Below are 14486 nucleotides of genomic sequence, written 5' to 3' on the forward strand. Positions count from 1 at the left end.
ATTCCTAGTTTATCAACTTCAACTTTGCATACACCGGCAGGTGGTCAGAAACAGAACCAACTTCTTTTATTACTCGACTTTCCAGTAGTTCAAAATGATCGCTGAAGAAGATATAGTCCAACCGCATTGCTGGTTTGTCAGATGGGTAGGTAAAGAAGTTGCCTTTATCATTCATGGCTGCAGCCTGAATGTTCTTATCCAAGAATGTCTTAATTGTTGGATTTCTCTCTTCAGGACTGCTGTTAAAATCACCTACTAAAATAGTTGGATATCTTTTGATGCAATTTTCATATAATTCAAGGACCGTTTCAGAGTGCTTTTGTCGGGTATCTTGATCAAAGGCTTCAAGATGTACATTGATGACCAAGATATCTTGATTTTCGAACTTTAAAGTACATATTTGAGCCAGACGGTCCAGGTAAAAAGCCTTGTAATAGAATGGAGCACTTTCCACACTAGCTAATGTATCTATCTTCTGTTTTTTAATTTCGAATTTTGAAATTAGGGATTGACCAGAAATAATCTTTTTGAACTGAACATTGATCGGCCAGTAGGGGTAGGGAACATATTCCTTGTCCCAGTTAGTTGCCCTTGCAGCAAAAGGATAATGCTTATTGGCCAATTCAAATTCTTGGTCAATTTCAAAGCTGCGATGCGAGCCATAATCTATTTCTTGGAAAGCAACAATATCAGGATTTAATTCTTTGAGAAAAGATTTCATAAAAGATAGGTTCTGTTTATGGAATTTTCTCTCTTGCTTTACTGGTAAATTATTGGTCATGCCACTTAGGTAGCCGATATTATAAGTCATAATACTTAGAGTAGAATCATTTTTTGAAGACGAACTCAAGGTCTGGTCCGATAGTCTTATGATTTGACTAACGGCTCGCTTATCATGAGTCTGTCCGCTTGCCCAATAATAGATATAGATAGGCAGAACAGCTAAGATTCCAAATAAAAGTATGGCAAGGAATAAAGTCTTCTTCATGATTATAGATTTAATCCAAAAGAGGCTCCATAAATTGCTCTTGGACCAGCCACAAACGTAGGCAAGTCAATATTGTCACCAGAATTTCCAGCATCCATCACGTATTTTTGATCAAGGATGTTTTTGCCGAAAACGCCAATTTCAAAGCTGCGTTTATTTGATTTTTTGAACTTGAACCCTAGGGTCGCATTCATGATTCCAAACCCTTCCTGAGAAAGCACTTCGCGGTTTTCGTCTTCAAAGTAAACCTTGGATTTGAAATTGTAGTTCGGTCTGAGGAAAATCTGTTTTGTAGGAGATAATTCATGTGTTGCATTAAAACCAATGGTTATACTATGCTTAGGTACCATTCTGAACGTATTGCCTGCAAAGACCTGTTGGTTTCCCTGAGAATCTTTCTCGTTGAACCTGGCATCCACATAAGCATAATTAGAAAATACATTCAATGATTTCAGTAGTTGGTATTCGAGTGTTCCTTCAAAACCATAGGACCTTGCTTTACCAGCATCTTCAGCAACAGGTTGTACACCTACAGTTCCTTCTACTTGGACTAATCTCGTTGTTTGGAAATTTGACCAATCATAATAATAACCTGCAAAAGCATATGACAGTTTATTGTTGTATATCCCTTTGATACCTAGTTCATAGTTCCATACAATCTCCGCCTTTAAATTTTTGTTGGCTCCAGGCCAGATATAAATTACCGGAGGTCTTCTACCTTTTGACACTGTTGCATAGATATTATGTTGGCTATGAAATTTGTAATTCATGGCCAAACGACCTACATAGGAGAAGTAGTTCTTTGATTCCGTAATCCAATCATTGGCAACTGGTGCAAGCAGATTATTGTTTTTGTTTTGCATCTGAGCGATAATGCTCGGGTCTTTAGATTCTGGCGCTAGATATCCACCTGTCAATCGTTCAAAAGTACCCCTGATACCAGCAGTTAATTGTAGTTTTTCAGTAAGATCATAGGTGCCATCTAAGAAAACATCAAATGAATTAGTTCGCCCGAGCAAAGAATAACTTTCATAATGAGATGGGCTCAATGCTGCTCCTGAAATAGCATTCAATTGTTCTGCCTGTTCTGCAGCAAACCTATTCACTAAGTTCTTTAAAACATCAGCTGTCAATTCACCAGAAGGAACCAGCTGTTTGAGTAAAGCTTGATATTCAGCAGGTAATACAGCCATAAAATTCATGGAATTCAGCTCATAGCTTAGCATCTCGTATATGTTAGGCATTGTTCTGTAGGGTTGAGGCACTCCATTCAATAATAGCGGAGGACTTAAAGGAAAAATCTTATCCACTAAATTGTTGACTACCCCTGTATATTGAGCAAAACTTGAAGCTCCGTCGCCCATGTTTTTAAAAGCTCCTGTCAGTTGTTTTTTGAACTGCGCATTGAATAGGCTAGAAGCAAATGCGGGGAAAAGATTTTGTTCATTCACATCTAATCCAACCGTTTCCTTAGAGTCTTCATAGAAATAATTCAACCCAATAAATCCATTGAACCTATTACCTCTGTTGTAATTCAGCCTTAATTCCTGAGAGAATTGCTTGCCAAAGGAATGATCCATTCCATTGATAACATGGGCTGCAGTACCATCAATATCAAAATTTTCTTTGGCATCATATTTATTAAATCCGGTGACCGTGGACAAGGTCCATGATTCAGAAAGTCTTTGATCAAGTAATAAAGTTGCGCTATATACATCCCGTTTTATTCCTAATTCTTTTCCTTTATCCAGATCTGCGAAAGTTGATGGTTTCAAGTCCCCATTCTTTGGTTTCCATACCCCATTTTTGAAGGAGGTTCCTGGAGCATCATCATGTTGATAGCTTAGGATAAGGTCAACTGTCCCATCATTTTTCAGGAAATAACGACTAGAATTACGGAATGCCAAGGTGTTTTTCCCATTTAATGTACCACCAGAAAGGTTTTTTACAAATCCATCTTGCGCGTGATAGGCTAATGAAAATCTGTTCGCAAATCTGGAATCTTCAGAACCTGAATTATACATTGCATTGATCAACCTTCGGTTGTAATTTCCGTATTGTCCTTTGAAGTCTAATTGCTGATCTTTGATTGGCTTTTTACGGATCATGTTAATGGCTCCAATTTGTGCAGACCTTCCCAACAAAGTTCCTTGAGGACCTTTTGCTACTTCAATTCTTTCCATATCAAATAATTCAGAAACAGCTAGAGCTGGCCTAGAGATTGGTACAGCATCCATGCTTAGAGATACTCTAGGCTGTGACCTTGGATCTAAATCATCTGAGGTAATCCCTCGAATCACAAATGCTGGATTATTTACACTTTGAATTGCCAATTGAACCCCAGGCGTAAAGGCGGAAAGTTCATTTAGCTCTTGTAGATTCAAACGATTTAGTTTTTCGCCGCCCAGAACATCAATCGTAATTGGAACATCGACCTTATTCTGAACCCTTTTTTGGGTACTTATCAAGACTTCTTCAATATGATAATCCATCGGGAAAAGTTTGAAATCAAAAACTTGATTTTGACTGTTAATATCAATTGTTTGATTGATACTTTTAAAGCCTAATCGATGAATAATAATTTCATATTTTCCTGTAGTCGGTACAATTAAGTTATATGCTCCGCTATGGTCTGTTTTTACCTCAGATTTATTTATTTTAACAGTTGTCTCAGATAAGGGATTGTCTTTGTTATCAGTTATTTTACCTGATATTCTTATTTCCTGGGCCTGTACAATACTAGATATCATCAATAAGATGATGAATACAAACCCTATTTTAACGAATGGCATAATTATTTGTTTTTTTCTATCCAGTTGAACAATAGGTTTGATATTTTATGTGAGTCTTTTCCATCGAATAATCCGAGCGAATGATCAGCATCAAGCGTGATAAATTCATGATTGATTTTTTTTGACTTTAAGGCCGTAGCTAATGTTTCAGCTTGTGATATATGCACTGTTTCATCCTTTTTACCATGAATAATTAGGGTAGGAATCAATTGCTTTATTTGATGGACTGGACTTGCAGCTTTATATTCAGCAGGAAGGGGAATTGGGTTTTTGCGGTCGGCAGGTTTTCCTACCATCATTTCAATCAGGTCCAATAAAGGGTGCTTCTTGGCGATCATTGATTTAACCAAAGTCTCATTGGTAAAATCGGTAGGACCAGCTAATGAAATCAAGCCTTTAACATCTTTTCCTGTTTGTTGGGAGTATCCATATAATAGGGAAAGATGAGCTCCCGCACTATGGCCAATCATGATGTATTGGTCCTTTGCAATGTTCCATTTGGAAGATTGCTTTTTTATTTCATTTACAACAACATTAAGGTCATATAGGAGATGCGTATAATTTGTTTTAGGTCCCACAAAAGAGTAGTTTATGGAAGCTGATGAATAACCTTTTTGCAGCATTTCTTCTTGTAGACCAGCCAACAATAGCTTACTTCCAAATGCCCATGAACCGCCATGTACAAAAATCAAAAAAGGTTTATCCGACGATCTTTCCTCATGGAGGAACACATCCATTTGTCTTCTCAAACCCTCGCCATATGAAATATTATAGAGCCTTTGATGTTCCTGACCCCTTCCGGTCACAATTTCCACTTCTTTCTTTGTACAAGAACTCAGAATTAAAATCATTATAGCCCATAAAAGGCTATAATGAAATAAATGATTGGCACGTAGCATAATCGATTATTTTGATAACGAGAATTTAGATACCTAGGCCTTTTGGAGCTAGAATGTCGTCAATGTAATGGCATACTCCATCAGTGCTGACAATATCCTTAATGATTACTTTGGTTTTTAGGTTATTGCTATCCGTGATTTCATCTTTCTTGGTGTCAAATATTAACTTCTCTCCATTAAAATTGGTCACAGCACTATTTCCAAGCTTACTGAATTCCAAAGGTTGGTTTAGAGAGAGGTATTGGAAAATATTTTTGGCACTTCCAACCAATTTGAAAAGTTGTAAAATTGAATATCGGTCTCCAGATCTTCTCTGTGGGATAAAGACTGTAATATTCTTTTTGCCTTTAAGATTTTTATTGATTTCATCGCCAATATAATTCTTGATCATATCGGAGTTGTTAATTCGGTCCACAACAAAAAACTGCCTGATGTTTAATGGAACCAATACATTTGAGATTTTATATACAATAGCGGAGTTTGCTTTTACTTCAGTCTTGTCGAAATCCAATACTTCGATAACAGGGAGTTTGTTTTCTGGCTCACCCTTAAAGAATTTTTCAATTTCTTTGTCTTGTTCAAACGTAGAATTAATGAAAACTTTTCCTTTTGCTTTGTCGGTCCACTTTTGTTCCCCAAATACGAATAAACTTAGTTTCGCACCAAAACTCGAACTCAACATCGTTTGATGGTAGGAAGAATGATAGTGAAATTTACCATCCGTATTTTTATAGGCTTCATATTTATATTTAGCAACAAATTGATCCTTATCTAGTTTGGAAGGAATAATATGATATTGGATGATCGCTAAAGCTTGTTCTTTACTGATCTTGTCCAAAGCTAATTTTTTGTCCTTTAAATAGGCATCCACTGCTTTGTTGTCAGGCAGCATTAAGGTGTAGTTGTTTTTGAGCTTTAACAACTCAGGTGAAATCTCTGATTTTGATGCCAAGGATAGGAAAGAGGAATAGTCTTTATTTGATTCGTAATTTTCAAAGACAGTTCCTTTAAAGGGATTCTTAACTTCCTTTGTAGTCGTGGGTTTTGGAGGTGGAGTTACCTTAGGTACAATTTTATCTTTTTTACAGCTGAATAAGACAACTGAAAAAATCAATAATAGGGATAATAGATTTGTTTTCATTTTTAATATTGTTTATATGTTAAAATAATTTCTGTAAAATTAAAAATGAAATTTGTCTATTTTGGGTAACTAGTATTAAAACATCGTTAAATCATTAGTGGAGTTGTTTTTAAATTTAACTTAAAATTAAATAAATAGTTGGTTGATGATTTATTGTTTTAATGTTTTTTAATTTAATCTGTTGATCTTCTCAAAATTTTAATGAGGATTAAAGATCGTCCTATTAAAGGGGGGCAGAATTTAGATTCAATAATGACGATTTACCTGGTGATTCCTTCCTTAATATTAATAAAATTATTATTAAATCAAACAAAAAAAAACTAAAAAAATTAGTAATTTAGCAGTTGCTTACTAATTTATTGAGTATATGATTGGGTTTGATGAGAAGCTAACTATTCTGGCAGATGCTGCTAAGTATGATGTAAGTTGCAGTTCTAGCGGTGGGAAAAGGAAAAATCAAGGTGGCATTGGTGATGCATCCGCTAGTGGCATCTGTCACACATATACAGAAGATGGGCGATGTGTTTCATTATTGAAGATTTTAATGACCAACTACTGTATTTATGATTGTTCATTCTGTGTCAGTAGGAAAAGCAATGATGTCCAAAGGGCAGCATTTTCAGTCAAGGAGGTAGTAGATTTGACCATGAATTTTTATCGTAGAAATTATATAGAAGGGTTGTTCTTGAGTTCTGGCATATTCAAATCCGCAGATTATACGATGGAGAGGTTGATGCAAGTGGTTAAAAAGTTGCGTACCGAGGAGAAATTTTATGGTTACATTCATTTAAAAGCTATTCCAGGTGCTAGTGAAGCTTTATTAAAAGAAGCTGGATTATATGTGGACCGCATGAGTGTAAATCTGGAGATCCCAACGGAACAGGGTTTAAAGTTGGTCGCACCTGATAAAGATCACCAATCGGTAAAGGAACCTCTTGAAATCGTGAAAAATGAAATTTTAAGCCTGAAAAGGGATAAAAAGGTCATGAAAAATGTGCCATTATTTGTTCCTGCAGGACAAAGTACGCAGATGGTTGTGGGGGCAACGCCAGAAACAGATTGGGAGGTTATGAAAACAGCGAATCAATTTTATAAAGATTATCAATTGAAGCGTGTATATTATTCTGGATATATTCCCATTAATGATAACGATAGTTTATTACCTAAAATTGGTTCCGAACCACCTTTAATAAGAGAACATCGTTTATATCAAGCTGATTGGTTATTGCGATTTTATGGCTTCTCATTAAATGAAATCCTCAACCAAAATTTTCAACAATTGGATTTGAATTTTGACCCAAAATTATCTTGGGCTCTAAGAAATCTAAATTATTTTCCCATCGATGTAAATACGGCTTCATACAATTGGATTATTCGTATTCCTGGGGTTGGCCGTACTTCCGCAAATAAAATTGTACAAGCTAGAAAATACGGTCGATTGCATGAATATCAACTTAAAAAAATGGGCATTGCATTCAATAGAGCAAAATATTTCATGCGTTGTCAAGATACAGTAATCAATAAAGGCTTTTATTATCCGGAAAATATCAAGAAAGCATTGACCGAAAAGACAGAAATCCTTCAACCGATGAATCATTCCTTACAATTAAACTTATTTGCATGATTTATTTATTTGATTCAAGTTATCAAGGTTATTTGACTTGTGTTTTTGAAGCTTTTGAAAGAAAGGAGTGGGATATCCATCCACGAAAAATAGATCAACCAATTTCAGATATATTTCAGCAATCTAGAATGTTGGTCACTAATGAGGACAAAGCTAAGCGAATTTTGAATGGGATTGAAAAAAAATTAGGGAAGGATGGTCTAAATTTCTTTTATTGTAATTTTTTAATGGATGAACCCAATTCTTGGCATTTGGGAGTACAGCTATTGATCCAATTATTTAAAGAAGGATCGATAAATATTCGGGATTTTGGAAATTCTAAAATTTTGCAAATACATCAGAATTTAAAAAAAGTTAGTCGAGAAAGACATCGTATGAAAGCATTTATCCGTTTTGTAAAATCAAATGATGGTTTATATACCGCACTAATTGAGCCTGATTTTAATGTATTACCCTTAATCTTAAATTTCTTTAAAAATCGATTTGCCGATCAGAGTTGGTTGATTTATGATTTAAAAAGAAATTATGGCTACCATTTCCAGAATAAAACATTACAAGAGGTAAGACCATCCCTCTCCGAAGAAATTCAAAATCCCTATAATCTGGAATTAAATCTGGACCCTAGAGAATTAGAATTTCAACATCTTTGGAAAACTTATTTCAAAAGCACCAATATTAAAGAGCGGAAGAATTTAAAATTACACCTCCGCCATGTTCCAAAACGTTATTGGAAATACCTAGTAGAAAAAGATGTTAAAGCTTTTTAAGTAGGGGTTTAAAGATTCAATTCCCCTTCTTCACCAATATCTTTTCGCTCACCAGTGATTACTTGTTTTAGCATTCCAAAAAGGGTTGCTAATTTATTCGATCCTGAATCCCAATAATGAGCTTCCTCCGGATCCACCTTGATTAATCTAATATTGGGATCTTCCTTTCCTTTGTGAAACCAAAGCTCCATAATCTTATTCCAATATTTGTCAATACGTTCTTGATCCCGTGATAGACTTGCTTCCCCATGAATACTTATGAAGGTATAATCTTTTGGATCTCCATAAATTAAGGATATCTTTTTGTTCTGTTCTAAATTTTTATAAGTTTCACTTTCTGCAGAACATATGTACCAAATATTTCCGTCTTCATCAACCTCTTGTCTGCTCATCGGTACGACGTGAGGAAATTCTGAATTTGCATCATAAGTACAGATATTTCCAACATCAATTTTATCAACTATGCTTTTAAGTTTCTCTTGAGCCTCTTTGTTCTTTAATATTTTTTCAGCCATGATCAATTGTTTATAAAAGTTAACATGCAGCTGAAAGAATTGTTTAGTTGATATTCAACCTTTTTGAATGTATGATGTCGAGCTTGAATATCGTAGTTAAAGAGGAACTACCGTCGCTATCCTCACACAATAGGAAAGAAATCATATCTGCTTGCATTTCAAAAAGAGTAATCCCTTCAAATTTCTGATCTGCTGAAATTTTTTGACAGTGATCAATTCTCATATTTTTTAAATCTAGTTTTCCGAATATTGTTCCTCCGATTTCACCATCCTCATAAGTTGATAATCCTTCTTCAGCAGTGGCGATGAAATAAAGTGAATCAGCTATTACCGAGGCACCTGAAAACCCAAATACCAAACCATCAATCTGTGGCAGGTCAATTTCAAAGCAAGTGATCTTGAAGTCCTTGAATAAATCATCTCCTTCGACCTTGAAAATTACATTACGGCCAGCTGGACCATTCCCACGGTTTAAGAAAATCCAGCTGTCTCCATGGATCGCTACCCCTTCAATATTAAAATCAGAAGTTGTAATATTAGCCGACTTTTTCATAGCACTGTACAGATTTCTCATGTCTAGCTCAGTACTCTTCCAGTCATTTTTGGAAATGGAAAATCCCCGTTCCCGCACAGGAGTAGAACCAGAGCCGAAAGTATATATTCGGTCAGCAGTAAAGAGCATTGCTTCCAAGTCTAGTTTTTGAGGTTTTTCGATACCTTCCATCTTCGGGCTTGGTAAAAGGACATGCCTATTGAGCAGATTCTCTGAGATCCGATAATCATAAAGATAGTTGCTATTGTCTGATACCAGATAAATATGCCCATCCAAAAATTCCAGTCCAGAGGCTGAACTAATTCCGGGGATATGTAAAAACTTCTTTAAGTAATATTCTTGCATCATATTAACCAATAATATTTACGAAAGATTGGTTATCTAATATATCATAATTACATGAAAGAGTGAACTTCGTTTCAGAACGTTGCATTTTTTCTAAAAGAATCTGCAAGAAGAATATTGTGGTACTGTGATAGTTGCTAAACTTTAATATTTGAGTTAATTTAGTGATTATAATTTTAATTAATTACCTTTTTTGATAAACAAATATCGTTATGTTAAATACGCATAAATTTACTTTGTTATTATCTGTATTAAGCCTATTTTCTTGTTTAAGTTCTGTAAACAATGAATCAAAAATATCTACCCAGGTATCTGCAAATATTAATACCGAAAAAAGTAATAAGGTTATTTTTATTTTAGAAAATAAAGGAGCTAAAATCAACGATTTGAATTTAAATTTTCTTCAACATGATTCTCTTTTTTTCGGGACACCATTCAAACTATTAGATTCTTTATCAATTGATTTATCAGGGACTGAGGGATTTATTATATTATCTGATAAAAGTCAAGCTCCTATTTGGGTTTCCGAAGGAGACAGCATTTATTTTTCTAGATCAGAAGCGGATGGTTCTGTTGTTATTCGAAGTAATAATAAACAAAGAAATGATTTTATAACATTTATGCAGGAAGTAATAAGAAAACATGGGGCAATTTTTCCATTTGTTTTCGACTTACCGCCACAACATAGAAGAGTTAATTCGCAGGTTAATATCAATTTAGTTGAAACTGAAATAAATAAACTTAAACAAGATCGGTTAAAATTTTTACAAGAATATCATGTAAAATTTACCATGTCTGATTCGGCATTAAAGAAGAGTAATGACTTTATTAATATTGCAGCAGTGAATGATTCTATCTTATTGTATCAAAATAATAGAAAGATTTTAAGGGATTTAAATCTATTTACCTCAAAATTATCTGTTGTTTCTTCTAGTGCAAGTAGTTTAGGTTTTGAGGGGAGTTTTCCATATTATTTCGTGAATAGCAATTTGGTTAATTTGGCAGCTAATATTCAGGATATATTAGATAATAGAACAAAATTTGATTCTGCAATTAGTTTTATGAACAAGAATATACAACCTCAAGCCAAAGACTTCCTTCTTTCTCGATATGTTTATCTAGCGATTATGAATGATATTATCGCAAAAGATCATTACCAAAATTTTGTAAAATTAGAAATGCCATATTCTAAATTTTTAACAAAAAAAGTCACTATGCTCAATCAAAAACAAGATTTAATTGCCAATGGGAGCTATTTAAACTCCAAATCTAATAACCCTATTTTGTTAAAAGATATTATAGATAAGCATAAGGGGAAAGTAATTTTAATTGATTTTTGGGCAAGTTGGTGCCAACCTTGTATAGCAGAGTTTCCTAATTCAAATAAATTATTAGAAAGATATTCAGAAAAGGAGTTTTCTATTCTTTATTTTTCCATAGATCAGGATATGGATAAATGGCAACAAGCAGTTGAAAAATATAAACTCAATATGGATAACAGTTATTTAGTAGGTGCTGATAATAAATTGCTTACAGAATTACAGATAAAATCAATACCACGTTATGTATTGATAGATACAAATGGAAATATTTGGAATGCAAATGCACCGCGTCCTGGCTCAAAAGAAATTCTGAATAGTATAAGTTTACTATTGCGAGATTAACTATTGATTAGAGCCGCCAATAATTTGTGACTAGTTCTGAAAAATTGATACTGATTTTAAGTGATTTATAATACTATTAAGTAGCGTTTTGTTTTTTGGAAAGAAAGAACATAATGATAAATATCACGCCAATTAATCCTAAGATTGCTCTAAGAGTTAATTGTTCTTTCGGTACAAATGCAGCTGCGGAAATAATAATTAATATTCCAAATGTTAAAAATATGTTTTTCCTTTTCATATTGGTCTGTTTTTATTAAAAATAGGTTAATTTTTTATAAAAACATATAACTCAATGTGAAAATTGAATAATTATTTTGAATTATTCCCCAAATAAAATTACTTCCTTTCCATATTCATCTCGTCCGTTTCCGGTTTAAGGAATAAGGTGTCTTTCCTGCTTTCAGTAAAATAGTATGCAAGCTGTTCTCCAGCAGACGTACGGATTACCTGAATAGAGTCAATGATGGCATTGTTTTTTCTGACCATTAAAAATCTTGACACAGCGTTTTCTCGTTTGTTTAAACTAAAGAATCCTTCCGCATTGGTCTGTGTCCTATTCTCGGGATTATCCTGCTCGAAAATTTCGACATGGGGGAGTGGTTTTTCCGCCTGATATATAAAACCTTCATAGCGTTTAAATTTATAGGGGGTACAACAAACCAAACTCCAAAGTATAGCTGATAAAAGTAGTTTTATGTTCATCCGTATAATTTTATTTGAACGAGTTAATCCCTTCATTAAAAAAAATTTCATGCTATTTTATTTGATCGCTGAATTGTTCGGAATTCCTTTCAATTTTTTCAAAAGTACCCTTGCTATTCAGCTTATATCTATGCGTTTCAGAGATCGGATTATCTCCATTCATCCAGTTCCAGTCCGTTACGGTTATTTTGTTCTTTTCTATCGTGCTGGATTTTGAAAACGCAGACTCCGCTATCTCATCATAAGAAATTTCCAAGCTATCTATTATTTTTTCTTCCTTACTCACTGTTAACAACATTGTGATTAACTCATGTTCGCCGCGCTGATAGGTAATCACTAAGGAGGTAAAGTTTTCTGAAAAGGGTATTTTATAATTCAATCTGAAATCATTTGCTTCAGTATGTTCCGGATTAAATTGAATACGTTTTAAAAATCCGTTATCAGGAATCCCGATCTGATTAAAATTATCGAAACCTGTGCTGTCAGTTATCGGAAAATTTCGGACAGGAAGTGTTTCCAACAACTGGATTGAAGCAGGGGGGATCTCTTGAGCAGTATCTGCAAGGACGGCATTTTTATTGTCAGATTCCGTTTTTGTCTGTGAGACCCTGTTTTCCTTTTGCGACTTGTCATCGCATGATGACAGGAAATACGCGGCTATCAATAAAAAGGCAGTAATTCTTATCATTTTTTCTCCAATTATTATTAACAAGGCAACCACCAGTGCATAAAATAAACCCTGTTGTTCTTAAAAAACAGTTTGATATGGCCATCGGAAAAACCGTTGACATCTTCCCTGAGCTTCACGACCCATAGTTTTCCTTCTTTGTCGAGTTCTAATACTCCTTTTACAGCAGTAGGAAACAATTTCTGGATATCTTCCATTGTTGTTCCGGCGTCTATTCTGTTGCCCTTATAAGTGATAAAATTTCCTTGCTGGAACCAAAACTCATCCACGGCAATACTGTCTTTATTATTTTCAAAACGTGAACCGTTTTTGTACAAGTATTTATCCTCAGGGACTTCAGTGCCGAAGATAGTGACGCATGGTTCTTCATCCTTCAACAACCTGATACTGTCCGGCCTCCCAAAAACCTGTTCAAACTCTTTGAAAGTGAAAAACCTTTTTAGTTTACCGTTGAATCGGATATCCTTTACCTGCATTACATTACTTGATTCATAAACAGTATCCGGTTTAGCCGAGGCAACTACATTATCTCCTTTTGAAACTGCTTTGTTGTCCTTCTGGAGCCCTCTTTCTGAGCTTCCTTTGCAAGAAAATAGTGTAATGACAAAAAGAAATAATATTATCTTTTTCATGTTAAGATAGCTTATAACTGTTACGGCCTCTTTTTACGATAGGTGAATATGATCTGTTCATTATTCATTTTGAATTTACTGTTTTTTTCAAGTTTATTACTTTATCTAAAATACGGCGGGTACAAAAAAAGCCTCAATCCAAGCTGTTAGTCAATTTCAGCTGCATCATTCATTGGAGATAATAATTGGGACGGGTCATCAAATCTAGTAATCAAAAACTCATATTCGAAACCTGGTTTTAATTTCTGAAATGAAAACAGATAACCAGATTCACAACCGCTCCCTAAATTCTTTCGGAGTGACTCCCAGTAATTTTTTTACATAACGAGTAAAGAACGAGCGACTCGAAAAAAACATTTCATCGGCAATTTCCGAAATGTTGAGGTTTTTATTTTGCAACAGTTTGATTATTAGTTCTTTTGTATATCGTTGTATCCATTCTGAAGCGGTAATTCGGGTGTTGACCTTGCAGATATAATTGAGGTATTTGGGGGTGATGTTCAGTTTATCGCTGTAAAAACGCACTTCCCGTTCTTTCATGCAATGTTCCTGCACCAACTGCATAAATCGTTCATACAACGTGCCACTTTGTAAACTACGTTTCCGCCTGTCGAGCTCATCTTCAAAAATATACCACATGTCCAAAAGAAAAAGTTGCATTTGAAGCTTTAATGCTTCCTCGCCAAATCGGTGGTTGGTTTCCTGCGATTTATCGTACAACAACTGAAAGTTTTTTAGAATTTTTTCTTTATGTTCTTTGTTTGGGTGCAAAATCGGGTTCTCCTTGGAATGAATAACGCTGTCTATACTCACCGTAATACTTGGTAAGTTTTCAATCAATAAGTCATGGTCCACAAATAAAAGAGTAGCTTTAAAATTTGCGGAAAAAGATAGTTCCGAAATACCAAGACCCGCCAGCCAAAAAATAAATTCGCCCTTTTTGCAATGGTATTTCCGGCCATTGAATACAAATTTCATAATTCCACTTTGACAATAAATATGTGTGTGATAGCGAGCTTGAAAATCTTCAGGAAATTGAGTTGTTGAAGCTGCTTTATACAGGATAACTTTTTGATTTTCTGTTGTACTCATTTCAAATAATGATTTAAATAAAAATAGGTAATATTTGACATTATTTGCGATAATAATGTAACATAATACATCTTTAATCACCTT

The 14486-nt window shown here is 34.5% G+C and carries 14 protein-coding genes; 3 read left to right on the forward strand and 11 right to left on the reverse strand.

Annotation, left to right across the window (positions count from 1 at the left end):
• Window positions 1-4: 4 nt before the first annotated feature.
• The 4 genes from ACF3OC_RS07225 to ACF3OC_RS07240 all read right to left on the reverse strand — a co-directional run bounded on the left by ACF3OC_RS07225 (window position 5) and on the right by ACF3OC_RS07240 (window position 5820).
• Entirely contained in the window at window positions 5-988 is a 984-nt protein-coding gene (locus ACF3OC_RS07225) for an endonuclease/exonuclease/phosphatase family protein (RefSeq protein ID WP_094281342.1), read from the reverse strand.
• A gap of 2 nt (window positions 989-990) precedes the next feature.
• On the reverse strand, window positions 991-3780 hold the full coding sequence (locus ACF3OC_RS07230; RefSeq protein WP_392471220.1) for a TonB-dependent receptor: 2790 nt from the start codon (window positions 3778-3780) through the stop codon (window positions 991-993).
• Between the two features lie 2 nt (window positions 3781-3782).
• Window positions 3783-4631: an alpha/beta hydrolase gene (locus ACF3OC_RS07235; protein WP_179221501.1), complete on the reverse strand. Its 849-nt coding sequence runs from the start codon at window positions 4629-4631 to the stop codon at window positions 3783-3785.
• Window positions 4632-4704: 73 nt separating this feature from the next.
• Complete coding sequence (locus tag ACF3OC_RS07240; RefSeq protein WP_094281348.1) at window positions 4705-5820, reverse strand: fasciclin domain-containing protein; 1116 nt, start codon at window positions 5818-5820, stop codon at window positions 4705-4707.
• Window positions 5821-6187: 367 nt separating this feature from the next.
• Here ACF3OC_RS07240 and ACF3OC_RS07245 point away from each other — a divergent pair, with 367 nt between their 5' ends.
• On the forward strand, window positions 6188-7444 hold the full coding sequence (locus tag ACF3OC_RS07245) for a putative DNA modification/repair radical SAM protein (protein WP_094281350.1): 1257 nt from the start codon (window positions 6188-6190) through the stop codon (window positions 7442-7444).
• Window positions 7441-8211 (forward strand): TIGR03915 family putative DNA repair protein, encoded by a 771-nt coding sequence (locus ACF3OC_RS07250; RefSeq protein ID WP_094281352.1) that lies wholly within the window; start codon window positions 7441-7443, stop codon window positions 8209-8211. The genes ACF3OC_RS07245 and ACF3OC_RS07250 overlap by 4 nt, the downstream gene beginning before the upstream one ends.
• 8 nt (window positions 8212-8219) lie before the next feature.
• Here the strand turns inward: ACF3OC_RS07250 and ACF3OC_RS07255 are convergent, their stop codons facing one another.
• Both ACF3OC_RS07255 and ACF3OC_RS07260 read right to left on the reverse strand, forming a co-directional pair.
• Complete coding sequence (locus tag ACF3OC_RS07255) at window positions 8220-8726, reverse strand: pyridoxamine 5'-phosphate oxidase family protein (RefSeq protein ID WP_094281353.1); 507 nt, start codon at window positions 8724-8726, stop codon at window positions 8220-8222.
• A 43-nt stretch (window positions 8727-8769) separates the two neighbouring features.
• Window positions 8770-9627 (reverse strand): DUF6929 family protein, encoded by an 858-nt coding sequence (locus ACF3OC_RS07260; protein ID WP_094281354.1) that lies wholly within the window; start codon window positions 9625-9627, stop codon window positions 8770-8772.
• Window positions 9628-9836: 209 nt separating this feature from the next.
• On the opposite strand from ACF3OC_RS07260, the gene ACF3OC_RS07265 reads away from it, so the two are divergent.
• Window positions 9837-11288, forward strand: coding sequence for a TlpA family protein disulfide reductase (locus ACF3OC_RS07265; RefSeq protein ID WP_392471225.1), 1452 nt, complete (start codon window positions 9837-9839; stop codon window positions 11286-11288).
• Window positions 11289-11364: 76 nt separating this feature from the next.
• Here ACF3OC_RS07265 and ACF3OC_RS07270 read toward each other — a convergent pair whose 3' ends face one another.
• The 5 genes from ACF3OC_RS07270 to ACF3OC_RS07290 form a co-directional block, all read right to left on the reverse strand.
• Window positions 11365-11526 carry a hypothetical protein gene (locus tag ACF3OC_RS07270; RefSeq protein ID WP_179221502.1) on the reverse strand — a complete coding sequence of 54 codons (162 nt, stop codon included), beginning with the start codon at window positions 11524-11526 and terminating at the stop codon, window positions 11365-11367.
• Between the two features lie 98 nt (window positions 11527-11624).
• The gene (locus tag ACF3OC_RS07275; protein ID WP_144043724.1) at window positions 11625-11990 is read right to left on the reverse strand and encodes a hypothetical protein; all 366 of its coding nucleotides are present in this window, start codon (window positions 11988-11990) and stop codon (window positions 11625-11627) included.
• A 52-nt stretch (window positions 11991-12042) separates the two neighbouring features.
• Window positions 12043-12678: a hypothetical protein gene (locus tag ACF3OC_RS07280; RefSeq protein WP_094281360.1), complete on the reverse strand. Its 636-nt coding sequence runs from the start codon at window positions 12676-12678 to the stop codon at window positions 12043-12045.
• Window positions 12679-12695: 17 nt separating this feature from the next.
• Window positions 12696-13310, reverse strand: coding sequence for a hypothetical protein (locus ACF3OC_RS07285; protein ID WP_094281362.1), 615 nt, complete (start codon window positions 13308-13310; stop codon window positions 12696-12698).
• 270 nt (window positions 13311-13580) lie between these two features.
• Window positions 13581-14402 carry an AraC family transcriptional regulator gene (locus tag ACF3OC_RS07290; RefSeq protein WP_094281569.1) on the reverse strand — a complete coding sequence of 274 codons (822 nt, stop codon included), beginning with the start codon at window positions 14400-14402 and terminating at the stop codon, window positions 13581-13583.
• Window positions 14403-14486: the final 84 nt, after the last annotated feature.

Origin of the sequence: Sphingobacterium cellulitidis, assembly GCF_043187465.1 — a bacterium.
GTDB lineage: Bacteria > Bacteroidota > Bacteroidia > Sphingobacteriales > Sphingobacteriaceae > Sphingobacterium > Sphingobacterium cellulitidis.

What these genes read in the sequence shown, in the direction of transcription:
- ACF3OC_RS07245 (WP_094281350.1), top strand. Translation starts at nt 6,188, where the DNA reads ATGATTGGGTTTGATGAGAAGCTAACTATTCTGGCAGATGCTGCTAAG.
- ACF3OC_RS07280 (WP_094281360.1), bottom strand. Translation starts at nt 12,678, where the DNA reads ATGATAAGAATTACTGCCTTTTTATTGATAGCCGCGTATTTCCTGTCA.
- ACF3OC_RS07265 (WP_392471225.1), top strand. Translation starts at nt 9,837, where the DNA reads ATGTTAAATACGCATAAATTTACTTTGTTATTATCTGTATTAAGCCTA.
- ACF3OC_RS07285 (WP_094281362.1), bottom strand. Translation starts at nt 13,310, where the DNA reads ATGAAAAAGATAATATTATTTCTTTTTGTCATTACACTATTTTCTTGC.
- ACF3OC_RS07240 (WP_094281348.1), bottom strand. Translation starts at nt 5,820, where the DNA reads ATGAAAACAAATCTATTATCCCTATTATTGATTTTTTCAGTTGTCTTA.
- ACF3OC_RS07255 (WP_094281353.1), bottom strand. Translation starts at nt 8,726, where the DNA reads ATGGCTGAAAAAATATTAAAGAACAAAGAGGCTCAAGAGAAACTTAAA.
- ACF3OC_RS07230 (WP_392471220.1), bottom strand. Translation starts at nt 3,780, where the DNA reads ATGCCATTCGTTAAAATAGGGTTTGTATTCATCATCTTATTGATGATA.
- ACF3OC_RS07235 (WP_179221501.1), bottom strand. Translation starts at nt 4,631, where the DNA reads ATGATTTTAATTCTGAGTTCTTGTACAAAGAAAGAAGTGGAAATTGTG.
- ACF3OC_RS07250 (WP_094281352.1), top strand. Translation starts at nt 7,441, where the DNA reads ATGATTTATTTATTTGATTCAAGTTATCAAGGTTATTTGACTTGTGTT.
- ACF3OC_RS07270 (WP_179221502.1), bottom strand. Translation starts at nt 11,526, where the DNA reads ATGAAAAGGAAAAACATATTTTTAACATTTGGAATATTAATTATTATT.
- ACF3OC_RS07290 (WP_094281569.1), bottom strand. Translation starts at nt 14,402, where the DNA reads ATGAGTACAACAGAAAATCAAAAAGTTATCCTGTATAAAGCAGCTTCA.
- ACF3OC_RS07260 (WP_094281354.1), bottom strand. Translation starts at nt 9,627, where the DNA reads ATGATGCAAGAATATTACTTAAAGAAGTTTTTACATATCCCCGGAATT.
- ACF3OC_RS07225 (WP_094281342.1), bottom strand. Translation starts at nt 988, where the DNA reads ATGAAGAAGACTTTATTCCTTGCCATACTTTTATTTGGAATCTTAGCT.
- ACF3OC_RS07275 (WP_144043724.1), bottom strand. Translation starts at nt 11,990, where the DNA reads ATGAACATAAAACTACTTTTATCAGCTATACTTTGGAGTTTGGTTTGT.